The following is a 24074-nucleotide window of genomic DNA, read 5'->3' as shown; positions in this document are numbered from 1 at the left end:
GTGCGCGCGCGCGCGGGGGGCGGGGCGGGGGGGGGGGCGGGGGCGGGGGGGGGGGGGGGCGCGCGGGGCGCCCCCCCCCCCCACGGCGCCCTTGCCGGCGCCAGAGGCTGCTGAGCCCGAACCCGCACCGCCGGTGACGGCCCCTGGTGGTGCGGGTCCGGGCCCAGAACGCGGAGGCGCCGCTGAGCGCGCCGTCCCGTGTGCCCACCCGTCCCGCCCCAGCGGGACGATTGCCCACACGGGCGTGGACGAACGCGCCCACACGGGCAACGGGCGGGCCCGCCCACAACGGCGGGCGCAGGCCCCCGTCGAACGTGGCGCCCCCCACACCCGCACCGTGGCTTCCGGCACGGTTCACTTCCCGTTCACTCTCCCCCGTCGACGGCTTCACCTGATCTGCCTAATTTCGGCCTTACACGGTGCACGGAGCACAGCGATGCACCCACCAACCGACACACGCCGCCGTAGAACGGTCAGGACACACGGTCCGCGTCCCGCGACAGGGCGGCTTCTGGAAGGAACACCCGAAAGTGAAGCTTTCGCGCAAGAACGGGCTTCGCGCCTCCGCGATCGGTGCCCTCGTCGTCTCCGGTGCGCTCGTCCTCTCGGCGTGTGGCTCGGACAACAACACGGAGACCCCGACCAAGGACGGCGGCACCAAGACGTCCGCCGCCGCGTCGAACATCGCGTGTGACGGTGCCAAGGGCCAGCTCCTCGCCGCGGGCTCCAGCGCTCAGAAGAACGCCATGGACCTGTGGGTCAAGAACTTCCAGGCCGCGTGCTCCGGTGTCGAGGTGAACTACCAGGCCATCGGCTCCGGCGGCGGCATCACCAAGTTCAACCAGGGCCAGGTCACCTTCGCCGGCTCCGACTCCGCCCTCAAGGACGAAGAGGTCGCCGAGTCGCAGAAGATCTGCAAGGGCGGCAAGGGCGTCAACCTGCCGATGGTCGGCGGCCCCATCGCCATCGGCTACAAGCTGGAGGGCGTGGACAACCTGGTCCTCGACGCCCCCACGCTCGCCAAGATCTTCGACACGAAGATCACCAAGTGGAACGACCCGGCGATCGCCAAGCTGAACCCGGGCGCCAAGCTCCCCGACACCACCATCCAGGCCTTCCACCGCTCGGACGAGTCGGGCACCACGCAGAACCTGGGCAAGTACCTCTCGGCCACCGCGAAGGCCGACTGGAAGTACGACCCGAAGACGAAGTCGTGGCCCGCCCCGGGCGGCCAGGCCGCCAACGGCTCCTCCGGTGTCGCCACCGCGGTCAAGGACGCCGAGGGCTCCATCGGCTACTTCGAGCTCTCCTACGCGACGGCCAACAAGATCTCCACGGTCAGCATCAACACCGGTGCCGCCGCCCCGGTCGCCGCCACCACGGAGAACGCCTCGAAGGCCATCGCCGCCGCCAAGGTCAAGGGCACCGGCAGCGACCTGGCCCTCTCCCTCGACTACACGACCAAGGCCGAGGGGGCCTACCCGCTCACCCTGGTCACGTACGAGATCGCCTGCGACAAGGGCAACAAGGCGGACACCCTGCCGACCCTGAAGGCGTTCCTCACCTACACCGCCAGCGAGGAGGGCCAGAAGGTCCTCGCCGACGCCGGCTACGCCCCGCTCCCGGCCGAGATCGCGGCCAAGGTCCGCGCGATCGTCCCCACCCTGTCCTGACCCCCGGCCGGGCCCGGCCCCTCACCTCCCGTGGAGGGGCCGGCCCCGGCATCCGGTGCACCGCCGCCAGGGCCCCGTCACCCCGCGAGGGACGTACGGGACCCGCAGACCGGAGAAGAACAGATGGCTACCACCACACCAGACATACAAAGGAACCGGAGCGCCAAGAGCGCGACCCGCCCCGGGGACCGCATCTTCAGCGGCCTGTCCCGAGGCTCCGGCATCACCCTCCTCGTGATCATGGCCGCGATCGCGGTCTTCCTGACCTACCGCGCCGTCCTCGCCATCTCGAAGGACAGCACGAACTTCTTCACCACCTTCGAGTGGAACCCGGCGAACAACCCGCCGGTCTTCGGCATCGCCGTCCTCGCCTTCGGCACGGTCGTCTCCTCGATCATCGCGATGCTCATCGCCGTGCCCGTCGCGATCGGGATCGCCCTCTTCATCTCGCACTACGCCCCGCGCAGGCTGGCCAAGCCGCTCGCGTACGTCGTCGACCTGCTCGCCGCCGTGCCCAGCATCATCTACGGCCTCTGGGGCGCGATCTTCCTCGTCCCGTACCTCGGCGGCCTGAACCAGTGGCTCGACCAGTACCTGGGCTGGACGTACATCTTCGACAAGTCCCAGGACGGCGTCGCCCGCAACCTCTTCACCGTGGGCATCCTGCTGGCGATCATGATCCTTCCGATCATCACCAACGTGACCCGCGAGGTCTTCCTCCAGGTCCCCCGGATGCACGAGGAAGCCGCCCTCGCCCTCGGCGCCACGCGCTGGGAGGTCATCCGCATGTCGGTGCTGCCCTTCGGCCGCTCCGGCATCATCTCCGCCTCCATGCTGGGCCTCGGCCGCGCACTCGGCGAGACCATGGCCGTCGCCGTGGTCCTCTCGCCCAGCTTCGTCCTCTCGGGCCACCTCCTCGACCCGGGCGGCGGCACCTTCGCGCAGAACATCGCCGCCAAGTTCAACGAGGCCAACGAGTTCGGCCGGGACGCCCTGATCGCCTCCGGTCTCGTCCTCTTCGTCATCACCCTGCTGGTCAACGGCGCCGCCCGCTGGATCATCGGCCGCCGCAAGGAGTACTCGGGGGCCGCGGCATGAGCCACGCCATACAGGATCGTCCGGTCACGGCCTCCCCGCGCCGCGATTCCCTCTCGCACGCCAGGCTCCCCCGCTGGACCCCGGCCGCCATCGCCGTCGGCTCCGTCGCCGGAGGCATCGGCATCGGCGCCGCCGCCGGTTGGCACAGCAAGGTCCAGTGGGGCCTGCTCGCCGCGCTGCTCTTCGTCCTCGTCACCTTCGCCGTGACCACCAAGGTCGAGGGCAGCCGCCAGGCCAAGGACCGCGTCGCCACCAGCCTGATCTGGGTCTCCTTCGTCCTCGCCGTCGTCCCGCTGCTCTCCCTCGCCTGGGTCACGATCAGCAAGGGCCTCGACGTCCTCGACGGCTACTTCCTGACCCACTCGATGAACGGCGTCCTCGACGCCGAGGCCGGCGGCGGCGTCTACCACGCGCTGCTCGGCACCATCGAGCAGGTCGGCATCGCGACCCTGATCGCCGCGCCGATCGGCCTCCTCACCGCCGTCTACCTCGTCGAGTACGGCGGCGGGAAGCTCGCCCAGGCCGTCACCTTCTTCGTCGACGTGATGACGGGCATCCCGTCGATCGTCGCCGGCCTCTTCATCCTCGCCACCTGGAACCTGATGCTGGGCTTCGGCCCCTCCGGTTTCGCCGGCGCGATGGCCCTCGCCATCCTGATGATGCCGGTCGTGGTCCGCTCCACCGAGGAGATGCTCAAGCTCGTCCCGAACGAGCTCCGCGAGGCCTCCCTCGCCCTCGGCATCCCCAAGTGGCGCACCATCCTGAAGGTGGTCCTGCCCACCGCGATCGGCGGCATCACCACGGGCGTCATGCTCGCGGTCGCCCGCATCACCGGTGAGACGGCCCCGGTCCTGCTCCTCGTGTTCGGTACGAAGCTCATCAACCCGAACCCCTTCGAAGGCGCCCAGTCCTCCCTGCCGCTCTACGTGTACGAGCAGTACGCGGTCGGCACCGACGCCGCCGTGGCCCGCGCCTGGGCCGCCGCGCTCGTCCTGATCGCCTTCGTCATGATCCTCAACCTGGTGGCCCGCGGCATCGCCCGCTGGAAGGCCCCGAAGACCGGCCGCTGACCGCGGCACATTGGAAGTGATTCACATGGCCAAGCGAATCGACGTCAGCGGCCTCTCCGCCTACTACGGCGCCCACAAGGCGATCGACGACATCTCGATGACCGTCGAGCCCCGCTCCGTGACGGCCTTCATCGGCCCCTCCGGCTGCGGCAAGTCCACCTTCCTGCGCACCCTCAACCGCATGCACGAGGTCACCCCCGGCGGCCGCGTCGAGGGCAAGGTGATGCTGGACGACGAGAACCTCTACGGGACGAACGTCGACCCGGTCGCCGTGCGCCGCACGGTCGGCATGGTCTTCCAGCGCCCGAACCCCTTCCCCACCATGTCGATCTTCGACAACGTGGCGGCGGGCCTGCGCCTCAACGGCAAGTACAAGAAGTCCCAGCTGAACGACATCGTCGAGAAGTCGCTCAAGGGCGCCAACCTCTGGAACGAGGTCAAGGACCGCCTCAACAAGCCGGGCTCCGGCCTCTCCGGCGGTCAGCAGCAGCGTCTGTGCATCGCCCGCGCGATCGCGGTCGAGCCCGACGTCCTGCTGATGGACGAGCCCTGCTCGGCCCTCGACCCGATCTCCACCCTCGCCATCGAGGACCTGATCGGCGAGCTGAAGGAGCGCTTCACGATCGTCATCGTGACGCACAACATGCAGCAGGCGGCCCGCGTCTCGGACCGTACGGCCTTCTTCAACCTGGCGGCCGTCGGCCAGCCCGGCAAGCTGATCGAGCTCGACGACACCGAGCGCATCTTCTCCAACCCGAGCGTCCAGGCGACCGAGGACTACATCTCCGGCCGCTTCGGCTAGACCGCGCTCCCCCAGACCGTCATACGGTGCTGCATGGCGGTGCCACCGTAATGACGAAGGGCCCGGCTCCCCCACAGGGGAGCCGGGCCCATTTCCGTACGGAACCACTCAGCCGAACAGCAGCTGCACCACGTAGTAGCTCAAGGCCGCGACCAGCGCCGCCGCCGGCATCGTGATGAACCAGCCGAGGATGATGTTCTTGGCGACGCCCCACCGGACCGCGTTGACGCGCTTCGTCGCGCCGACGCCCATGATCGCGGAGGTGATGACGTGCGTGGTCGAGATCGGCGCGTGGAACAGGAACGCCGAGCCGAACATGATCGACGCACCGGTCGTCTCCGCCGCGAAGCCCTGCGGCGGGTCGAGCTCGATGATCTTGCGGCCGAGGGTGCGCATGATCCGCCAGCCGCCCGCGTACGTACCGAGCGACAGCATCACGGCACAGGCGATCTTCACCCACACCGGGATGTCGTCGCCGGCCTGCTGCACGTCGGCGATGACCAGGGCCATCACCACGATGCCCATCGTCTTCTGCGCGTCCTGGAGACCGTGGCCGAGCGCCATGCCCGCCGCCGAGACCGTCTGCGCGATCCGGAAGCCGCGCTTGGCCTTGTGCGGGTTGGCCTTGCGGAACATCCACAGGATCGCGCACATGACCAGGTAACCGACGATGAGGCCGACCACCGGGGAGACGAACATCGGGATGACGACCTTGTCGAGGACGCCTCCCCAGATCACCTCGGTGCCGCCGGCCAGCGCCGCGCCCACCATGCCGCCGAAGAGGGCGTGCGAGGAGGAGGACGGCAGGCCGAAGTACCAGGTGACGAGGTTCCAGATGATCGCGCCGACGAGCGCGGCGAAGAGGATGCCCATCCCCTTGTCGCCGGTCGGGGTCTCGATGAGCCCCTCACTGACCGTCTTGGCGACACCGCTGCCCATGAAGGCACCGGCGAGGTTCATGACCGCCGCCATCGCGAGCGCCGCCCGGGGCGTCAGCGCCCGGGTCGACACCGAGGTGGCGATGGCGTTGGCGGAGTCGTGGAAGCCGTTCGTATACGTGAAGCCGAGCGCGACACCGATGGTCACGATCAGAGCGAAGGTGTCCACGAAGCTCAGGACTCCTTGACCGCGATGGTCTCCACCGTGTTGGCCACGTGCTCGAACGCGTCGGCCGCCTCTTCCAGCACGTCGACGATCTGCTTGAGCTTCAGCACCTCGATGGCGTCGTACTTGCCGTTGAAGAGCGTCGCGAGCAGCTTGCGGTGGATCTGGTCCGCCTGGTTCTCCAGCCGGTTGACCTCGATCCAGTACTCGGTGAGGTTGGCCATCGTCCGCAGGTTCGGCATCGCCTCGGCGGTCAGCTCCGCCGCCCGCGCCAGCACCTCGATCTGCTGCTCGACACCCTTGGGGAGCTCCTCGACGTTGTAGAGGACGACCAGGTCGACGGCCTCCTCCATGAAGTCCATGATGTCGTCGAGGGACGACGCGAGGTTGTAGATGTCCTCGCGGTCGAACGGCGTGATGAAGGAGGAGTTCAGCTGGTGGAAGATCGCGTGGGTGGCGTCGTCACCGGCGTGCTCCGCTGCCCGCATCCGCTCCGCGATCTCGGCCCGGGCGGAAGGCTCCGCTCCGAGCAGTTCCATCAGGAGCTTGGAGCCCGTGACGATGTTGTCCGCGGACGCGGCGAACATGTCGTAGAAGCTCGTCTCCCTGGGGGTCAGACGAAATCGCACGTGAGGTCCTCGGGGTGCTGGGTTTCGGTCAGGCTGATGCTAGGCGCATCATCCGGCCACGGCTAACCGGCGTCTCTCAGTGTCGCCCATCAGGCACAGTGAACTGCACGGGCCCCCGCCCGGACCGGCGGGGATCGGTACCATATACCCACGAGGGGTATACACCCCCTTTTCTGGACAACGGGAGGACGCGATGACGACCACCGAGGCGGACCAGGTCACCCCCGAGGCCGTCGAGGCCGTCGAGCCGGCCGACCACGGTCACGGCGTGCACGGCTACCACAAGCAGAAGGACGAGCACCTCAAGCGGCTCCGCCGGATCGAGGGCCAGATCCGCGGTCTGCAGCGGATGGTCGACGAGGACGTCTACTGCATCGACATACTCACGCAGGTCTCCGCCTCCACGAAGGCGCTCCAGTCCTTCGCCCTCCAGCTCCTGGAGGAGCACCTGCGGCACTGCGTCGCGGACGCGGCGGCCACCGGCTCGGGCATCGACGAGAAGGTCGAGGAGGCCACGAAGGCCATCGCCCGCATGATGCGCACCTGACGCGGGCGGGGCGGGCCCGACCTCAGCGTTCCTCCGCGGCCCGCTCCGCCGCCACCCGCAGCACCTCGTCGATCCGGTCGTCGCTGAGCCGTTCCCCGTCGGCGGCCGACGCCGCGATGATCAGCTCTCCGCAGAGCTCGATCTCGGCGAGGGCGACGCAGTCCGGGTCTGCGGGCACGGTTGCTGTACCGGGCGGGGCCACGCGCATCCACCTCTTCCTGCCGGCGTCGGTCTCCCAGCGGTCTCCCAGCGTAGGGACGGGGCGACGGACCGCGCATGACACGTCCGGACCATTTGGCGATGGTCCGCGCCGCCATCGGGCCGGGTCAGGCCTCGATCTTCCCCTCGTAGATGTCCCGGCGGTCCGGGAGCACGACCTCGACGGGGACCCCGAAGCCGTACAGCAGCGTCGTCGAGGCGACGGCGACCGTCCGGCCCTGGTTGCTGAAGCTGAACTGGTGGCGCACCTTCCGCAGCCGGCCCTCGGCGTCGAGGTACGCGTCGAAGGGCACGGTGTCCTCGGCGAACCCTTTCGCCGCCGCGGCGAGCGCCCCGCGCAGCTGCGGGGAGGCGGCCCGGGCGGCGCGCGCGATGTCGGCGACCCCCCGGTAGTGGCTGACTTTCACCCCTGCCAGCTCGACCTCGCCGACGTACGTGATCTCACGGGCGCCCCGCAGCAGCTCGGCGGCGGCGGCCGGGTCGGTGGCGCCGCCGGTGACGAGGTTGCCGTCGTCGAGGGTCGTGGTGTCGACCCGTACCCACTTGTCGCCGGGCACCCCGGCGCCCCGGTTCTTCATGTAGAGCGCGCCGGGGGTGAGGAGCTCGGTGATCGGACGGTGCTCGCTCGCCCCGGCCGGGTCCCTCGGCAGCAGCACCTGGAGCCGTCCGGTGCGGCGCCGGAAGTCGTAGCCGCCCTCGCCCCGGATGGTGACCCGGGTCCCGCCGGCGGCCATCTCCATGGAGGTGCTGGCCTTGGAGGTGCCGGCCCTGGCCAGCGCGTCGGCGGCGTTCCGTACGGCGAGGGCGGGGTCGGCCGCCGGCTTCGGGTCGTCGGGGGCCGCGCAGCCCGTGACCCCGACGGTCCCGACGAGGGAGCCGACCAGGACGGCGGTGACGGCGAAAGCCCCGCTCCCCCGGCCCTGCGGACGCCCGTACCGATGCACCACCATCGCCGCCAACCCCCAACGCCTCACCGCTGTTTGCCCGGCACCCGCTCTTCCCCGGGACCCTCGGGTCCGGGGACACCCGATCCGCATAACGACGGTCGGGGCGTGCCGTCACGCGCAGTACGGTGGTGGGGTGCACGCGCAGGCTTCCTCCCACACCACGACGACGACGGAGCGCGGCTCGTTCGCGCTGGCACGGTGCAGTTGCGGCTGGACGGGTCCGGCCCGCAGATCCCGCGACAAGGCCCGCTCGGACGCGGCGGAGCACCTCCGTACGAACGGCTCCTAGGCGGCCAGGTCGTTCTGGCCGGTGCTCGGGGCGGGGCCGCCGAGCCGGGGCTCGGGGATGCCGACGGCCTCGGGGCGGCGCGCCGCGTCGGCCCGGCGGGAGCGGACCAGCCGGGCGCCGCGGCCGGAGCCGGCGACGGCGGAGACGACCGGCGTGAGCAGGGCGAGCGCGACCGGGGCGAGGAGCAGGGCCACGGCCGTGCCGAGGGCGAAGCCGCCGATCACGTCGGTGGGGTAGTGGACGCCCATGTAGACGCGCGCGAAGCCCTCGGCGAGGGCGAGGGCGATGGCGGCGAGGCCGAAGCGGCGGTGGGCGACGAAGACGCCGACCCCGAGGGCCATCGCCAGCGTGGCGTGGTCGCTGACGAAGGAGAAGTCGGTCTTCCCGGCGACGAGGACCTCCAGGCCCTGGTGGTCCTCGAAGGGTCTGGGGCGCTCGACGAAGCCGCGGATGGGGATGTTGACCAGGAGGGCGATGCCGGCGGCCAGCGGGGCCCAGACGAGTCCGGCGACGGCCGAGACGGAGTCGCCGGGGGTGCCGCGCCGGCGGACGCTCCACCAGCACCAGAGCACGACGAGGACCATCGCGAGCACGATGCCGTACTCGCCGACGAACTCCATGACGCGGTCGAACCACGGCGGAGCGGCCTTGGCCAGTCCGTTGATGTCGTAGAGCAGGCCGACATCGGGGTTCGAGCCGTCCGATGCGAGTCCAGCCATCTGCTGAGGCCCCTTGCTCTCGTGTCTGGTTTCCAACCCCCGCGGTCAGAGCGGTCGGATCAGGGAACGAACCGCCTGAGGCGTACGTTCCGCTCGCTCCGGTGGATCATGCCGACGTTATCGAAGAGTGACGGCGCACTGCAGCTCAGGGCCTGTGCATGACGGAGAGTTCCGGCCATGCCCGATAAGCCCCGAAGAGCGACCGACGGCCCGTCTCCTGCCGCTAGGTCTGCGGCAGATGGGTGGGCAGCGCCGCGGCGCCCTCCCGGGTGACGCGGGTGGCGCCGAAGTAGTCCGGGGTGTCGATCCGGTCGAACCGGATCACCGCTCCCGTGCGCGGAGCGTCGATCATGTAGCCGCCGCCGACGTAGATGCCGACGTGCCGGATGGCCCGGGAGTTCGTCAGGTCGTCCGAGAAGAACACCAGGTCGCCGGGGAGCAGCTCGTCCCTGCCGGGGTGCGGCCCGGCGTTGTACTGGTCGTTGGCGACGCGCGGGAGCGTCACGCCGACGGTCTCGTACGCGGCCTGGGTGAGCCCCGAGCAGTCGAAGCGCCCGTTCTCCGCGGCCGTGCCCGTACCGCCCCAGAGATAGGGGGTGCCCAGCTTCTCCTGCGCGAAGCCGATCGCGGCCGCGGCCTGCTGCGAGGGGGCGACGCGGCCCAGCGGGCGGGCGAAGCTCTTCTCCAGGGACCGGATGATGCGGACGTAGTTCTGGGTCTCGCTGATGGGCGGCACCCCGCCGTGCTTGATGACCCGGTACGCGCCCGCGTTGTAGGCGGCCAGCATGTTGTCCGCCGGGTCGCCGGGCACGTCCTTGACGTATCCGGCGATCTCGCAGTCGTACGAGGCGGCGGACGGGATGGCGTCCTTCGGGTCCCAGATGTCCCGGTCGCCGTCGCCGTCGCCGTCGATGCCGTGCCCGGCCCAGGTGCCGGGGATGAACTGGGCGATGCCGCGGGCGTCGGCCGGGGAGACGGCCCGCGGGTTCCAGCCGCTCTCCTGGTAGAGCTGGGCGGCGAGCAGGGCCGGGTTGATGGCGGGGCACAGGTTCCCCCACTGCTGCACGAGCCCCTGGTAGAGCGCGGGCACGGCCCCCTTGGCGAGCGCCACGGCCCCGCCCTTGCCGGCGGCGCCGCCGGCGATCCCGGCGGCCGCGGAGTACGTGCCGACGATGAGCAGCGCGACGAAGCCGAGGCAGACCCCCAGGGCCCCGCCGGCCATCAGCCACGCCTTGCCAGCCCTACGCACCGTCAACCACCCCTCGGCCCATGGCAGTACGTCCCGGCGGCCAGTCTAGGCGGGCGCCGTCCGACACCGCCCCAAGAGTGCAACAACGACAATCATTGCCCGGAGTCACTCTCCGTGATACACAGAGTGACCATACGCTTCTTCGCATGGAAACCGGCCACACCGCCGCAGGTCAAGACGGTCGGATCGGTCAAGTGTGCGGGGATCGGGTAAAGAGAGCCGCCAAGCCGTCACACATGGGCGGTTTCATCAGCGAAGATAGGGCGATGACCCATGCCGTCCGGCAGGGGCGACCAAGTACCCAACAGGGGCGGTGAGTTACATGTACCTGGCGGCCGAGAAGGGCGACATCACCACCATCATCGGTGGAATCGCCCCCAACTGGGGCCCTTTCGGGAGTCTGGGCAACGAGGCCAAGGTGATGATCGAGGTCGTGATGGCCGTGGCCATCCTGCTCTGCCTCGGCATCGCCATCTGGGGAGCGGCCAAGCAGCGCATCGGCGCGACCGCCCTCCGGGACACGTTCAGCGCGGAACAGGGCAAGGGCCTGATCGTCGCCGGTCTGACCGGCGTCTTCATCATCGGATCGCTGGGCACGCTGTTCACCATCGTGTACGGGATGGCCGTCTGATCTCCCGTCGGACCCGACCCTCCTGAGAATGCGTTCCTGATGCCCAGTCATGTTGAAGCACGGCCGTACCCGCGAACGAGTGAGGGGGCGTACCCGGCATGAGTCCCGGCGACGAGCACGACAGCTTCGGCGGCGTGGGCGGCTCGGGCCAGACCCGGACCCGCCTGCCCGAGGGCAACAGCGGCGACGTCTACGGCGGCGCCCGCCGCCCCGTCCGCAGCTCCCGATCCCTCATCACGGTCGTGGGCGTGGTGGTCCTCCTCGTCGCCGCCATCGCCTTCGCCAACCGCGGCGACACCGAACCGACGACCACGTCCGGCCCCCGCGCGGGCACCCCGGGCAAGGCGAACCCCACCTCGGCGACGGGCGTCCGCCCGGTCACCGGCAAGAACGGCCAGATCCCCACGGGCTACGCCCACGACGACCAGGGCGCCCAGAGCGCGGCGACGAACTACGCGGTGGCGCTGGGGTCGGTCGAGATGTTCCAGGACGGTCCCCGGGCGGAGATCGTGCGCGCCATCCACGACCCCGCGATCGCGGAGGACCTCGTGAAGCGGCTGGACGCCTCGTACACGGCGGACTTCCTGGCGAGCATCGGGCTCGACGCGAACGGCACCGCCCCCTCCGGCATGACCTTCGTGTCCCGCACGATCCCCGTGGGCGCCAAGGTCCGGGACTACACGGACACGTCCGCGACCGTCGAGGTCTGGTGCACCGGCCTGGTCGGCCTCGCCGGGCAGGGCTCGACCAAGCCCGTCACGTCCACCTGGTTCACCATCACGCAGAAGCTCAAGTGGGTCGGGGGCGACTGGCGCGTGGAGTCCTCCACGCAGAACGAGGGCCCCACCCCGGTCAACGGGGACAACCGCGCCTCCATGGCCGACGAGATCGCCTCGGCCGTCGAGGGATACGGAGGGTTCACCTATGCCCGCTAGCCGAAGCCTGGCGGGTCGCGCGACGGCCGCACTCGCCGTCGCCTTCCTCAGCGCACCGCTCCTGCTCGCCTCGAGCGCCCAGGCGGCCCCCACGCCGACGCCGACGGCACCCACGCCCTCCCCGTCCGCGAGCGACAACCCGTGCCGCCTCATCGTGGGACAGGCGCGTGAGCTCTGCGAGAAGGGCCAGACCGGCGGCGGAGCCGACAAGACCCCCCTCACCGACCCCGCCTCGCTCGACCCCCTCTCCTCCCTCGCCAGAGGCTTCGCCGACGCCGCCGTCGCCACCGTCGACTACCTCTCCAAGGCCGTCAAAGACACCGCCGACGTCGACTTCACCAACATGCAGTTCCTCGGCCGCTACGCCATCGTCTTCGCCGCCTCCACCTTCCTCACCCTCCTCCTCTGGCTCCTCGCCGTCGCCAAGCGCGCCGTCCGCGGCGTCCCCCTCACCACCGCCCTCTCCGAAGCCATCGGCTTCCTCTGGCTGACGGTCCTCGCCTCCGCGTTCACGCCCCTGATCCTCTACACCGTCGTCAACGCCACCGACGCCATCACCGAGGTCATCGCCTCCGGCACCGGCCAGCAGACCGACATCTTCTTCGGCAGCTTCAAGGAGGCCCTGCAGAAGGGCGACAGCATCGGTGGCGGCCCCATCATGCTGATCATCGTGTCCCTGGTGACCGTCCTCGCCGCCGGCGTGCTCTACCTGGAGCTGTTCCTCCGCGCCGTCCTGCTGTACGTCGGCGCCCTCCTCGGCGTCGTCGTCTACTCCGGCCTCGTCGACAAGAACATGTGGGGCCACGTCCGCCGCTGGGCCGGCATCATGATCGCGATCATCCTGGTCAAGCCGGTCATCGTGATCGTCCTCGGCCTCGCCGGCGCCCTCTCCTCCGGCACCGGCCCCGACTCCGTCTCCGCCGTCGTGTCCGGCCTCTCGATCATCCTGCTCGCCATCTTCGCCTCCGCGATGATCTACCGCTTCGTCCCCGGCTTCGGCGACGAGATCGCCGCCTCCCGCAACAACCGCCTCCACCGCGCGGGCGAGAACGCGGCCGCCGCCGTCATCTCCTCCCCCGCCTCCCTCGTCTCCCAGGGCATCAAGACCCACAGCACCCGCGACAGCGGCGGAGGCGGCGGCTCCCAGGGCTCCTCCCCCCGCCCCGCCAACCCCCTGTCCGGCGGCATGGCCGCCCACAGCAGCCGCGGCGGAGGCGGCGGCACCGGCGGCGCCACGCCCCCGCCCCGTAGCAGCAGTCCCACCGCGGGTACCCCGCACAGCAACCGCAAGAACTCTGGAGGTGCAGGGCGTTGACGACCCAGTCCCAGCCGGTCGCGCCCCGCCGCACGTATCTCGTCGGCCGCGCCCGGCCCAACGCGATCGTCGGCAAGAACCGCGAGACCGGCGAGATCGCCCTGATCATCGTCGGCGCCTTCCTCGGCATGATGAGCGGTCTCCTCATCCCCGCCCTCCCCCTGCGGATCGCCCTCCTCGCGGGCCTGCCCATGCTCGCGATCGCCGCCGTGTACCTGCCGTACAAGCACCGCACCTTCTACAAGTGGTTCGAGATCAACCGCAGCTACAAGCGGATGCTCAAGCGCGGCACCGCCTACCGCTCCGCCACCACCGAGGCAGGCACCCGCCTCGACGGCCGCGAGGTCGAGGTCGGCCCGCCCCCCGGCATCGGCCGCGTCGGCTGGCTCGCCGCCCCCTTCGGCCCGGACGAGATCGCCGTCCTCCTGCACGCCGACCGCCGCACCGTCACCGCCGCCATCGAGATCGAGGGCCCCGGCGTGGGCCTGCGCGACAGCGAGGACCAGGAGGCCCTCGTCGACCGCTTCGGCACCCTCCTGAAGCACGTCGCCAACGGCGACGGCTTCGTCACCCGCCTCCAGATGCTCGCCCGCACCCTCCCCGCCGACCCCGACGCGCACGCCAAGGACGTCGGCCAGCGCGGCGACCCGCACGCGCCCCCGTGGCTCCAGGAGTCCTACGACCAGCTCCAGTCGATGGTCTCCACCTCCAGCGAGCAGCACCGCGCCTACCTCGTCGCGTGCATGCACTACACCCGCGAGCTCGCCGCCGAGGCCAACGCCATGGCCCGCGCCGCCCGCCACGCCTCCGGCGCCCGCAAGCTCGACCGGGACGCCGGCCTCGCCGTCGTCATGGCCCGCGAGCTCACCGACATCTGCGCCCGCCTCGCCGAGGCCGACATCCGCGTCCGCCAGCCCCTCGGCCAGTCCCGGCTCTCCTCCCTCGTGCACTCCATGTACGACCCGGACCACCCCATCGACCACATCCAGGCCATGACGAAACGAAACGCTTGGCCCGCCGAGCTCGACGCCATGGAACCGACCTACCTCCAGGCCAAGACCCGCGAGTCCTCCACCCGCGCCCCCTGGTGCCACGCCACGGCCTGGGTGAAGGAGTGGCCGATGACCCCCGTCGGCGTCAACTTCCTCGCCCCGCTGCTCGTCCACACCCCGGACGTGATCCGCACGGTCGCCGTCACCATGGACCTGGAGCCCACCGAGGTCGCCATCGAGCGCATGCTCACGGAGAAGACCAACGACGAGGCCGACGCCAGCCGCGCCGCCAAGATGAACCGCACGGTCGACCCCCGCGACATCGCCGCCCACGGCCGGCTCGACCAGCGGGGTGAAGATCTCGCCAGCGGCGCGGCCGGAGTGAACCTCGTCGGGTACATCACGGTGTCGTCGCGTTCGCCCGAGGCCCTCGCCCGGGACAAGCGCACGATCAGGGCCTCCGCCGGCAAGTCGTACCTGAAGCTGGAGTGGTGCGACCGCGAGCACCACCGGGCCTTTGTGAACACCTTGCCGTTCGCGACCGGCATCCGCCGCTAGGGCCGAAGGGGCACAGACCCATGCGAGATCCGCTGTCCGTCCTCACCGAAGCCTTCACCGCCTTCCTCTTCGGGAAGGTCGAGACGACCCGCCTGCCCGTCCGCACCTCCACCGGGCAGGCCCAGGCCGTCTACCTGCCGACCGCCGCGCCCGGCCTCGGCGACTCCGGCGTCATCATCGGCCGCGAGGTCTACAGCGGCAAGGGCTACATCTACGACCCCTTCCAGCTGTACGGGCAGCAGCTCCCGGCCCCCCACTGGCTGGTCCTGGGCGAGTCCGGCAACGGAAAGTCGGCCCTGGAGAAGACGTACGTGCTCCGCCAGCTCCGCTTCCGCGACCGGCAGGTCGTCGTCCTCGACGCCCAGGGCGAGGACGGCGTCGGCGAATGGAACCTCATCGCCCAGGAGCTGGGGATAACCCCCATCCGCCTGGACCCGATGGTCGCCAACGACGCCGGGATCCGCCTCAACCCCCTCGACCCGTCGATCACCACCACGGGCCAGCTCGCGCTGCTCCGCACCATCATCGAGGTGGCGATGGGCCACGGCCTCGACGAGCGCTCCGGCTTCGCGCTCAAGGTCGCCCACGCGTACGTCACCGAGCACACCACCGACCGGCAGCCGATCCTCACCGACATCGTCGAGCGCCTCCGCCACCCGGAGGCCGGATCCGCCGAGGCGATGAACGTCGACATAGACGACGTACGGGCCTGGGGCCTGGACGTCGCCCTCGTCCTCGACCGCCTCGTCGACGGCGACCTGCGCGGCATGTTCGACGGCCCGACCACGGTCGGCATCGACCTCGACGCCCCGCTCATCGTCTTCGACCTGTCCCACATCGACCGCAACTCCATCGCCATGCCGATCCTCATGGCGATCGTCGGCGTCTGGCTGGAGCACACCTGGATCCGCCCCGACCGGAAGAAGCGCATCTTCCTGGTCGAGGAGGCCTGGCACATCATCAACAGCCCGTTCGTGGCCCAGCTGTTCCAGCGCCTGCTGAAGTTCGGCCGCCGCCTCGGCCTGAGCTTCGTCGCCGTCGTCCACCACCTCTCCGACGTCGTCGACGGAGCGGCGGCCAAGGAGGCGGCGGCGATCCTCAAGATGGCCTCCACCCGGACCATCTACGCCCAGAAGGCCGACGAGGCACGCAACACGGGCCGGGTCCTCGGCCTGCCCCGCTGGGCGGTCGAGATCATCCCGACCCTCACCCCCGGCATCGCGGTCTGGGACGTCAACGGCAACGTGCAGGTGGTCAAGCACCTCATCACCGAGAAGGAACGCCCGCTCGTCTACACCGACCGCGCCATGACCGAGTCCTCCGCCACGGACCCGGAACTGGAGTGGGAGACCGAACAGCGCGCGATCCTCATCGAGCAGCAGATGAACGGCACTTCCCAGTCGACGGTGGCCTAGATGGAGCAGGCGCGGAAGGGAGGCGGAGGGGTCTCCGACGGGCTGCTCCTCAGCCTGTTCGCCCTCCTCCTCTGCCTCACGGTCCTGGCGTGGACGGCGACCGGCCTCGCGGGCCTCTTCGCCCACGGCGCCTGGCCGCAGGGGGTCGCCTTCACGGGCACCCCGTCCGCCCTCCGCTCCCTGGCGACGGCCCCCACGGACCTCCCGGCGGCCTGGCCGGCCACCCCGCCGGCCCAGCTGTCGGGGTACGGCCTCTTCTGGGGCCTGCTGATCGGCGAGGCCATGATCCTGATGGTCCTCGCGGTCTTCGTCCTGGGCACGGTGACCCGCTGGCGAGCGGTCCGGACAAGCAGGAAGGCGGGCACGTACGGGACGACGCCCGCACGCGTCCGGGAAGAGCCCGCGGGAGTACGGAAAGAGCCCGCACACGTCCGGGAAGAGCCCGCACACGTCCGGGAAGAGCCCGCCGCGCCCCCGGCCCCGCGCCGCCCTGCGCAGGAGCCCGCACCGGAGCCGGCGCGGGCGGACGAACCGGCACCGGCCCCCGTACCGCCACCCGCTCCCCCGACCGCCCCACCGGCCCCCATAGCCACCCCCCGCGCCGTCTACGGCCCCCCGGAGACCCGCCGCCCCGCCGCGGTCCAGGCGATCCTGGACGCGGAGGGCCCGGTCCTGGTCGTCACCTCCGACCCCGCCGTCTGGTCCTCGACCAAGGACGCGCGCGGCAAGCTCGGCCCGGTCCTGGTCCACGACACCGGCCACCTCTGCGACACCCCGGCCCGGCTCCACTGGTCGCCCTCCGAGCACTGCGAGGACCCGGCCGTGGCACAGGAACGCGCGACCGCGCTGCTCGCCCCCGTACGCCCGCACTCCCGCCTCGACGCGGCCACCGCCGACACCGCGGAGACCCTCCTGCGCTGCTGGCTGCACGCCGCCGCCGTCGACGGCCGCCCCTTCCGTCAGGTCCACCGCTGGGCACAGGGAGCAGGCGCCCACGAGCCCGTACGGATCCTCCGGAGCCACCCCAAGGCCGCCTCCGGCCTGGCCGGCCTGCTGGAGGCGGCCCTCACCGCACACCCGGAAAGCCGCCGACTGGCACAGGAACTGACGGCCCGTGCGCTGGCGGCGCTCTCCTCGATCCACATCAGGGAAGCGTGCGTACCGAATCGAACTGATTCGCTGGCGCTCGCATCTTTCCTCGCCGAGGGGGGCACCCTCTACGTGGTGGGCGAGGCGATCGAGGATCCCCGCACCCACCCCGGCGCGATGCCGCTCCTCACGGCCCTCGCCGCAAGCGTGGTCGAGCACGGCCGCCGCATGGCCGCACGGTCATCCGACGGTCGGCTCGACCCACCACTGACCCTGGTCCTGGACGACGTGGCCGCGGTGGCCCCGCTCCCCCAGCTCCCGGACCTCCTCGCGGCGGGCCACGCCCAGGGCCTCCCGACCCTCGCCCTGATGCGCTCGGAGGAACAGGCCAAGACCCGCTGGCCCGGAGCCCTCACCCGCGCCTAACCCGCCGAAGGCCGCACCATCTCGTACTCGTCCTCCATCGCGGTGTCGTGCCCCGGCACCGCCACCCGCTCCCCCGTGGCGACGAACCCGAAGCGCCGGTAGAACGCCGCGGCCCGCGCGTTCTCCTCGTGCACGTACAGCCGCACCCGCGCCACCGCGGGCGCGGGCACCGTCCAGGACCACTCCACACCAGCCCGGAACAGCGCGTCGATCACACCGCTCCCGCGCGCCTCGGGCCGCACGTACACACCGACGATGTGCGTCTGGTCGACCTTCGCCGCCTCGCCGAAGCGCACCTCGTCCGACGGCCGCTCCACGAGCAGCGAGATCGTGCCCGCCCAGCTGCCGTCCGCGCCCTCGGCCACGAACTGCCGCACGGACCCGTCGCCGGTCTCGGACGCCCCCTTCGCCCGCTCCTTCCAGAAGGCGTCGGGCCGCTCGACGGCGGCCTCGTACGTGTCGAGGAAGGCGAGGTGGGCGACCGGGTCCCGGAGGGCCGCGAGGCGGATCTCCCGGGTCTTCTCCCACTCGTCGGCGCGGATGGTGCGTATCGAATAGTCCATGCCGCCGATCCTGACGAGCCCCCCACCCCCTGACAAGGACTTTTCCGCACCCCACCCGCGTCGTACCGGGGTACCACGCCCGCCCCCGCACACCCGACCCCGGTCCGACGCCCGGCCGCCGCCCGCTCCCTAGCGTCGGAGACATGATCCGAGCAGAGAACCTCACCAAGCGGTACGGGGACACCACCGTCGTCCAGGACCTCAGCTTCACCGTCCGCCCGGGCTCCGTCACCGGCTTCCTCGGCCCCAACGGCGCCGGGAAGTCGACCACCCTCCGCATGATCCTCGGCCTCGACGCCCCCACCCGCGGCCGCGCCACCGTCGACGGCCTCCCCTACGCCGCCCACCGGGCCCCGCTCACCCACGTCGGCGCCCTCCTGGAAGCCCGCTCCGTGCACCCCGGCCGCTCCGCCCACCACCACCTCATGGCGCTCGCCCACACACACGGCATCCCCCGCGCCCGCGTGGAGCGGGTCCTCGCCCTCGCGGGCCTCACCCACGTCGCCCACCAGCGCGTCAAGGGCTTCTCCCTCGGCATGGGCCAGCGCCTCGGCATCGCCGCCGCGCTCCTCGGCGACCCGTCCACCGTCGTCCTCGACGAACCGGTCAACGGCCTCGACCCGGAAGGCGTGCTCTGGATCCGCACCCTCCTCAGGAACCTGGCGGCCGAGGGCCGCACCGTCCTCGTCTCCTCCCACCTCATGAGCGAGATGGCACTCACCGCCGACCACCTGATCGTCATCGGCAAGGGCCGGCTCCTCGCCGACACCACGGTCGAGGAGCTCGTACGGTCCTCCGGCGGCGCGAGCGTCAAGGTCGTCACCCCGGAGGCGGACCGCCTGCGCACGCTCCTCCCGGGCGCCCGGATCACCGCGGAGGCCCCGGACACCCTCCTCGTCACCGGCCCGGACGCGCCCGAGATCGGCCGCGCGGCCGCCGCGCACGCCGTCCCCCTCCACGAACTCACCCCGCAGGCCCCCTCGCTGGAGCAGGCGTTCATGGACCTCACCCGCGACACCGTCGAGTACCAGGGAGTCCCCGCATGACCACCACCCCGTCCCTCACCCCCGCGCGCGTGCTCCGCTCGGAGTGGCACAAACTGCGGACGGTCCGCTCCACCTGGATCACCGCGCTCACCTCCGCCGCGCTCCTCCTCGGCGTCGGCGTCCTCATGGGCGCCACGTACACCTCCGGCGGCGGCGACTCCGACGTCGACACCGTCGTCCTCACCCTCTACGGCTCCCAGCTCGGCGCCATCGCCCTCGCCGTCCTCGGCATCCTCGTCACCGCCGGCGAGTACGCGACCGGCATGGTCCGCGCCACCCTGACCGCCGTCCCCCGGCGCCTCCCCGTCCTCTGGGCGAAGGCGGCGGTCTACACGGCGGCCGTCTTCGCCCTCTCCCTCCTCACGGCCCTGCTGACCTTCCTCACCGCCCAGGTCTTCCTCTCCGACACCGACCAGGCCGCCTCCCTCACCGACGACGGGGTCCTGGCCGCCGTCGCGGGCAACGCCGCCGGCGTCACCCTCCTCGGCGTGATCGCCCTCGGCCTCGGCGCCGCACTCCGCTCGGTGCCGGGCGCGATCGGCGCCTTCGTCGGCGGGGTCCTGATCGTCCCGGAGATCCTCGGGATGCTCCCGTACGACGCGATGGACACCGTCGTGCGGTACTTCCCCACACAGGCGGCCGGCGCCCTCGGCTCCGCGACCCCGCTCCCCGGCGCCGCCTCGCCCGGCGCGGCGCTCCTGGCCCTCCTGCTGTGGGCGGCCGCGGCGCTCGCCGTGCCCGCGCTGTTGCTCAAGCGCCGTGACGTATGAGGATGATGACGGGATGACGACGGAGACGACAGCCCCGAGCCGCTGGGCCCAGCGGCTCGGGGCCCGGGTCCGGGCCTTCGACGCCCGGCGGCCCTGGGTGTGGGACGCGACCCTCACCGCCGCCTGGACGGTGGCGGCCCTCGTGGACGCGGCCGGCGGCTGGCGGAACACCGCCCGGGACCCCTCCGTCCCGGTCTGGCTCGTGGTCACCCTGAGCCTGCTCCTCGCCGTCCCCCTCTACTGGCGCCGCCGCCGCCCCCTCACGGCCCTCGCGGTGATGGCCGGCGCGGCCCTGATCGGCGACGGCTCGGGGGCCTTCCTCCAGGCCGCGTACCTCCAGATGCTCCCGCTCTTCCACATCGCGCTCAGCCGGCCGCCGCGCGCCCTCCTCTGGTCCCTGGCCCTGATCGCCCCGCCCCTGGTCACCGGCGCCCTCCGCTTCCCGTCGGAGTCCTGGGACCAGCGCGTCGTCCCCGCCCTGTGGGCGTACGCGATCGTCGCCCTGCTCGGCATCGCGCTCCGTTCCCGCCGGGACGAACGCGCCCACGAGGTCCGCCTCGCCGCCACCGCCGAACGCACCCGGATCGCCCGGGAGATGCACGACATCATCGGCCACAACCTGTCCGTCATCACGAGCCTCGCGGACGGCGGCCGGTACGCGGCGGCGAAGAACCCGGAGCGCGCCGCCCAGGCCCTCGACGCCATCGGCACGACCAGCCGCCAGGCCCTCGCCGAACTCCGCCGCCTCCTGAGCGTCCTGCACGAGGACGACGCCACGGCGACCCGGGTCCCCCAGCCGAGCCTGACCGATCTGGAACCCCTCATCGAGGGCGTACGCCGCGCGGGACTCCCGGTCCACGCCGACCTGCCCCCGGCAGCCCCCGCCCTGTCCGCGGGCGCCCAGCTGACGGTCCACCGGGTCCTCCAGGAAGCCCTCACGAACACCCTGAAGCACGCGGGCACGGACGCGACGGCGACCGTCCGCCTCTCGTACGGCCCCGGCGCCCTGGAACTGCTCGTCACCGACACGGGCACACCCGCGCGCGCACCCGGCCGGGGCCACGGCCTCACCGGAATGCGCGAGCGCGCGGCCCGCTACGACGGCACACTCGAGACCGGCCCGCTGCCGGCCGGCGACGGCTGGCGCGTACGACTCCGCATCCCCCTGGAGGACTCCCCCTCGTGACGACCGTTCTCATCGCGGACGACCAGCCGATGCAGCGCTTCGGCTTCCGCATGCTGCTGGAGAGCCAGGACGACATGACGGTCGTCGGCGAGGCGTCGAACGGCACCGAGGCGATCCGCCTGGTCGACCGGCACCGCCCCGACGTGGTCCTGATGGACGTCAGGATGCCCGGCCTGGACGGCATCGAGGCCACCCGCCGCGTCGTCGCCACGGGCGCCCGCACCCGGATCCTGATCGTGACGACCTTCGACCTCGACGCGTACGCGTACGACGGGCTGCGCGCGGGCGCGAGCGGCTTCCTGGTCAAGGACGCCGAGCCGGAGGAACTCCTCGCGGGCATCCGGGCGGTCGCCGCCGGCGACGCGGTCGTCGCCCCGAGCCTCACCCGCCGTCTCCTGGACGCCTACATCCACCACCTCCCGCAGACCACGTCCGGAACCCCGGCCCCGGCACCGGACGAGGACCCCCGTCTCGCCGCCCTCACGGACCGGGAGCGCGAGATCCTCACGGTCGTCGGAAAGGGCTGGAGCAACACGGAGATCGCGGAACGCCTGCACCTCGCGGAGTCCACGGTGAAGACCCACGTGGGCCGCGTCCTCGCGAAGACCGGCACCCGGGACCGGGTCCAGGCGGTCATCCTGGCCTACGATACGGGCCTGGTGACCCCGGCGACCTGACCCGCCGAAGCCTCAGCTCCCCGTCTTGGCGTCCGTCCACACCGCGGTCCCGCGGTCCGCGCCGTCGAGACGGGCGTCCGTCAGATCGGCGCGGGTGAAATCCGTCCGGGTGAGGTTCGCCGCGGGCAGCTTCTGCTCCCTGTCCCTCCCGAGATCGGCACGGACGAGCAGCGCACCGGTCAGGTCGGCGTCCGTGAGGTTCGCCCCGGACGCCTCCGCGTCGGACAGTTCGACGGGCGTCCCGTCACCGAGGGGATCGTACGAGGCCCTTCTCAGGTCCGCGCCCGAAAGGTTCGCGCCCTGGAACTCGGCGCCGTCCCAGACGACGTCCGCCATGTCGGCGCCGACGAACTCCGATGCGTAGAACAGGCCGTGGCTCAGAGCGGCCCCCCGCAGCGTCGCACCGCTGAAGTCCACGCCCATGAACTCCCCCGCCCCGAGCCGGCCGAACGTGAGGTCGGCCCCGCGGAAGTCCGCCTGACGGAAGTCTCCGTCGGCGAAGTCGGCCCCCACCAGAAACGTCCGCCGCAGATCCATGGCCCCCTCGTCATCGACGTCCCGCGGACGGGAGCCCAGGACCTTCAGAGCCGCCTGGACGTCCTCGGGCGGCCTCGTCTCGGGATTGCGGTGCGCGGCCTCCACCTTCGCCTTCGACGGGGTCTTGGCCTTGTCCCGGACATAGGCGGACAGGATCTCGACGATCGCGGGCTGCTCGCGGGGCGACTCCTCCATGATCCGTTTCAGGGCGAAGATGCTGCTGGTCCGCACGTCCACCGAGTCGTCGCCCAGGTTGGCCACGGTGTCGTTGTAGCTCGACGCGATCTGCCCCCGCTCGGTGATCCGCAGCGTGTCCCGTGCCTGACTGATCGTCACGGCCGTGAACACCAGGGCCAGCAGCGCGGGAATCGCCGGCAGCGCCGTCGCGACGGCCATGTACCGCTGCCAGCGCCCGCCTTCCGCAGGAGCCGCCCCGGCCGGGACGGGCCCGGGCGGCGGGGGCGGCGCAGGGGCGAGCAACGAGGCGTCGAGCAGCGCGAGCCACCGGGAGGCGTGCAGCCGGTCCTGGAGCTGGGCCAGCAGCCGTACGAGAGCGGGCAGCGCGACCGGCGCCCCCTCCCGCAGCACCCGCCCCGAGGCCTCGTGCAGCGTCGCGGCGACGTGTCCGGCGTGTTCCTCCAGTTCGGCCCGCCGCTCGGCGTCCGCAGGCGGCCCGCACCGCGCGAAGTCCATGAGGGCCGCCCTCAGTTCGGCGACCGCCGCGTCGAGGACGGACGCTTCGGGAGCGGGCGTACGGAGCGCCTCACGGCACGCACCGAGCGCCGCGAGACAGGCGGACAGGGGCGGCTCCTGCCGTGCCCGGACGGCGAAGTCCCGCACGGCGGCCCGCCGGATCCGCCAGGCGCCGACGACGAGCCCCACGGCGACACCGAAGACGAAGCCGGACTCCGCCCCGGACCACCAGGGAACGACCTCCGGTTCGCAGCCGAGCAGGAGGGACCAGCCGATGCAGTCGTCGCTCCCCTCGATGAATCCCTGCTGGCCGAAGAGCGAGTCGTAGATCGCGACGGGCCTGAGGAACCACATGCCGCGGCCGCCGGCGACATCCTCGTACGCCACCACCCAGGCGCCCAGCGCGATCCCGACGACCAGCAGCAGCCCCGGCACGGCCCCGGCCCACACCCGCCGGCCCCACTTCAGCACCCTCACCGCACGGTCGGCCTCGACCAGTCGCGCCAGCAGCTCGTTCATCGACAGCGCACCCGGCACCCCCTGATGCCGGCGCAGGGCCACCACGGCCCGCACGGAGGGCCGCAGCGCCTCCGGTCTCGCCCGCACCAGCAGGCGGGGCACCAGGAGGATCCGCCGGCCGGTCCGCCGGTGCGGATCCCCGTAGTCCGCCCACCGCGTGACGCCCCGCCAGAGCAGCGCGATCACCAGACCGGTGACGCCCGCCCCCAGCACGGCCCGGACCCAGTCGTCCCAGGACGCGAAATCCACGTCTGCGTTCCCCCCGGTTCTCGCACCTGCCCCAGAACGCAAAAATGCCTCAACCCCCGGACAAGGTCCAGGGGTTGAGGCTAAAAATTGTTCGGCGGCGTCCTACTCTCCCACAGGGTCCCCCCTG

24 protein-coding genes are annotated in these 24074 nt (G+C 71.6%); 16 read left to right on the top strand and 8 right to left on the bottom strand.

Going from position 1 to position 24074, the window contains the following annotated elements:
• The first annotated feature begins 530 nt into the window (after positions 1-530).
• The 4 genes from pstS to pstB all read left to right on the top strand — a co-directional run bounded on the left by pstS (position 531) and on the right by pstB (position 4643).
• Positions 531-1673, top strand: a complete 1143-nt coding sequence (pstS, locus tag ACFV2S_RS31795) for a phosphate ABC transporter substrate-binding protein PstS (protein ID WP_383797124.1) — start codon at positions 531-533, stop codon at positions 1671-1673.
• A gap of 123 nt (positions 1674-1796) precedes the next feature.
• Positions 1797-2771, top strand: a complete 975-nt coding sequence (pstC, locus tag ACFV2S_RS31790) for a phosphate ABC transporter permease subunit PstC (protein ID WP_385567001.1) — start codon at positions 1797-1799, stop codon at positions 2769-2771.
• Positions 2768-3841, top strand: coding sequence for a phosphate ABC transporter permease PstA (gene pstA, locus ACFV2S_RS31785; RefSeq protein WP_385566998.1), 1074 nt, complete (start codon positions 2768-2770; stop codon positions 3839-3841). Before pstC ends, pstA begins: the two co-directional genes overlap by 4 nt.
• 25 nt (positions 3842-3866) lie before the next feature.
• Positions 3867-4643 (top strand): phosphate ABC transporter ATP-binding protein PstB, encoded by a 777-nt coding sequence (gene pstB / locus ACFV2S_RS31780; protein ID WP_121830846.1) that lies wholly within the window; start codon positions 3867-3869, stop codon positions 4641-4643.
• Between the two features lie 108 nt (positions 4644-4751).
• On the opposite strand, the gene ACFV2S_RS31775 is transcribed toward pstB, so the two are convergent.
• Complete coding sequence (locus ACFV2S_RS31775) at positions 4752-5750, bottom strand: anion permease (protein WP_383789794.1); 999 nt, start codon at positions 5748-5750, stop codon at positions 4752-4754.
• A gap of 5 nt (positions 5751-5755) precedes the next feature.
• Positions 5756-6376 (bottom strand): DUF47 domain-containing protein, encoded by a 621-nt coding sequence (locus tag ACFV2S_RS31770; RefSeq protein ID WP_015035093.1) that lies wholly within the window; start codon positions 6374-6376, stop codon positions 5756-5758.
• Positions 6377-6569: 193 nt separating this feature from the next.
• Between ACFV2S_RS31770 and ACFV2S_RS31765 the strand changes: the two genes are divergently transcribed.
• The gene (locus ACFV2S_RS31765) at positions 6570-6923 is read left to right on the top strand and encodes a metal-sensitive transcriptional regulator (protein ID WP_229844235.1); all 354 of its coding nucleotides are present in this window, start codon (positions 6570-6572) and stop codon (positions 6921-6923) included.
• Between the two features lie 22 nt (positions 6924-6945).
• On the opposite strand, the gene ACFV2S_RS31760 is transcribed toward ACFV2S_RS31765, so the two are convergent.
• Together ACFV2S_RS31760 and ACFV2S_RS31755 are read right to left on the bottom strand one after the other, a co-directional pair.
• Entirely contained in the window at positions 6946-7131 is a 186-nt protein-coding gene (locus ACFV2S_RS31760; protein ID WP_329849766.1) for a hypothetical protein, read from the bottom strand.
• Between the two features lie 118 nt (positions 7132-7249).
• Positions 7250-8092: a hypothetical protein gene (locus tag ACFV2S_RS31755; RefSeq protein WP_385566989.1), complete on the bottom strand. Its 843-nt coding sequence runs from the start codon at positions 8090-8092 to the stop codon at positions 7250-7252.
• A gap of 130 nt (positions 8093-8222) precedes the next feature.
• Here ACFV2S_RS31755 and ACFV2S_RS31750 point away from each other — a divergent pair, with 130 nt between their 5' ends.
• The gene (locus ACFV2S_RS31750; protein ID WP_383789788.1) at positions 8223-8378 is read left to right on the top strand and encodes a hypothetical protein; all 156 of its coding nucleotides are present in this window, start codon (positions 8223-8225) and stop codon (positions 8376-8378) included.
• On the opposite strand, the gene ACFV2S_RS31745 is transcribed toward ACFV2S_RS31750, so the two are convergent.
• Together ACFV2S_RS31745 and ACFV2S_RS31740 are read right to left on the bottom strand one after the other, a co-directional pair.
• Positions 8375-9097 carry a phosphatase PAP2 family protein gene (locus ACFV2S_RS31745; RefSeq protein WP_385566984.1) on the bottom strand — a complete coding sequence of 241 codons (723 nt, stop codon included), beginning with the start codon at positions 9095-9097 and terminating at the stop codon, positions 8375-8377. The two genes, ACFV2S_RS31750 and ACFV2S_RS31745, sit on opposite strands and share 4 nt — an antisense overlap.
• A 223-nt stretch (positions 9098-9320) precedes the next feature.
• Positions 9321-10319: an NlpC/P60 family protein gene (locus tag ACFV2S_RS31740; RefSeq protein ID WP_385566981.1), complete on the bottom strand. Its 999-nt coding sequence runs from the start codon at positions 10317-10319 to the stop codon at positions 9321-9323.
• Positions 10320-10668: 349 nt separating this feature from the next.
• On the opposite strand from ACFV2S_RS31740, the gene ACFV2S_RS31735 reads away from it, so the two are divergent.
• The 6 genes from ACFV2S_RS31735 to ACFV2S_RS31710 all read left to right on the top strand — a co-directional run bounded on the left by ACFV2S_RS31735 (position 10669) and on the right by ACFV2S_RS31710 (position 17707).
• Positions 10669-10977, top strand: a complete 309-nt coding sequence (locus tag ACFV2S_RS31735; RefSeq protein WP_024757447.1) for a hypothetical protein — start codon at positions 10669-10671, stop codon at positions 10975-10977.
• Between the two features lie 98 nt (positions 10978-11075).
• Complete coding sequence (locus tag ACFV2S_RS31730) at positions 11076-11912, top strand: hypothetical protein (RefSeq protein ID WP_385566978.1); 837 nt, start codon at positions 11076-11078, stop codon at positions 11910-11912.
• Positions 11902-13227 (top strand): hypothetical protein, encoded by a 1326-nt coding sequence (locus tag ACFV2S_RS31725; protein WP_385566975.1) that lies wholly within the window; start codon positions 11902-11904, stop codon positions 13225-13227. Before ACFV2S_RS31730 ends, ACFV2S_RS31725 begins: the two co-directional genes overlap by 11 nt.
• Positions 13224-14777 (top strand): SCO6880 family protein, encoded by a 1554-nt coding sequence (locus ACFV2S_RS31720; protein WP_383789776.1) that lies wholly within the window; start codon positions 13224-13226, stop codon positions 14775-14777. Before ACFV2S_RS31725 ends, ACFV2S_RS31720 begins: the two co-directional genes overlap by 4 nt.
• 20 nt (positions 14778-14797) lie before the next feature.
• The gene (locus ACFV2S_RS31715; RefSeq protein WP_385566969.1) at positions 14798-16192 is read left to right on the top strand and encodes an ATP-binding protein; all 1395 of its coding nucleotides are present in this window, start codon (positions 14798-14800) and stop codon (positions 16190-16192) included.
• On the top strand, positions 16193-17707 hold the full coding sequence (locus tag ACFV2S_RS31710; protein WP_385566965.1) for a type VI secretion protein: 1515 nt from the start codon (positions 16193-16195) through the stop codon (positions 17705-17707).
• On the opposite strand, the gene ACFV2S_RS31705 is transcribed toward ACFV2S_RS31710, so the two are convergent.
• Positions 17704-18270, bottom strand: coding sequence for a GNAT family N-acetyltransferase (locus ACFV2S_RS31705; RefSeq protein WP_385566961.1), 567 nt, complete (start codon positions 18268-18270; stop codon positions 17704-17706). The two genes, ACFV2S_RS31710 and ACFV2S_RS31705, sit on opposite strands and share 4 nt — an antisense overlap.
• Before the next feature lie 143 nt (positions 18271-18413).
• Between ACFV2S_RS31705 and ACFV2S_RS31700 the strand changes: the two genes are divergently transcribed.
• From ACFV2S_RS31700 to ACFV2S_RS31685, 4 genes are read left to right on the top strand one after another with little or no spacing between them, the layout of a single operon-like run.
• The gene (locus ACFV2S_RS31700) at positions 18414-19316 is read left to right on the top strand and encodes an ATP-binding cassette domain-containing protein (RefSeq protein ID WP_385566957.1); all 903 of its coding nucleotides are present in this window, start codon (positions 18414-18416) and stop codon (positions 19314-19316) included.
• Complete coding sequence (locus tag ACFV2S_RS31695) at positions 19313-20086, top strand: ABC transporter permease (protein WP_385566953.1); 774 nt, start codon at positions 19313-19315, stop codon at positions 20084-20086. The genes ACFV2S_RS31700 and ACFV2S_RS31695 overlap by 4 nt, the downstream gene beginning before the upstream one ends.
• Before the next feature lie 13 nt (positions 20087-20099).
• Positions 20100-21272: a sensor histidine kinase gene (locus ACFV2S_RS31690; RefSeq protein WP_385566948.1), complete on the top strand. Its 1173-nt coding sequence runs from the start codon at positions 20100-20102 to the stop codon at positions 21270-21272.
• Entirely contained in the window at positions 21269-21949 is a 681-nt protein-coding gene (locus ACFV2S_RS31685) for a response regulator (protein ID WP_385566946.1), read from the top strand. The genes ACFV2S_RS31690 and ACFV2S_RS31685 overlap by 4 nt, the downstream gene beginning before the upstream one ends.
• 12 nt (positions 21950-21961) lie before the next feature.
• Here the strand turns inward: ACFV2S_RS31685 and ACFV2S_RS31680 are convergent, their stop codons facing one another.
• Positions 21962-23947, bottom strand: a complete 1986-nt coding sequence (locus ACFV2S_RS31680; protein ID WP_385566941.1) for a pentapeptide repeat-containing protein — start codon at positions 23945-23947, stop codon at positions 21962-21964.
• Positions 23948-24074: the final 127 nt, after the last annotated feature.

This window comes from Streptomyces sp. NPDC059695 (assembly GCF_042733785.1).
GTDB lineage: Bacteria > Actinomycetota > Actinomycetes > Streptomycetales > Streptomycetaceae > Streptomyces.
Note: the sequence above shows the minus strand (reverse complement) of the source record. Positions and strands in the feature narration are given on the sequence as shown.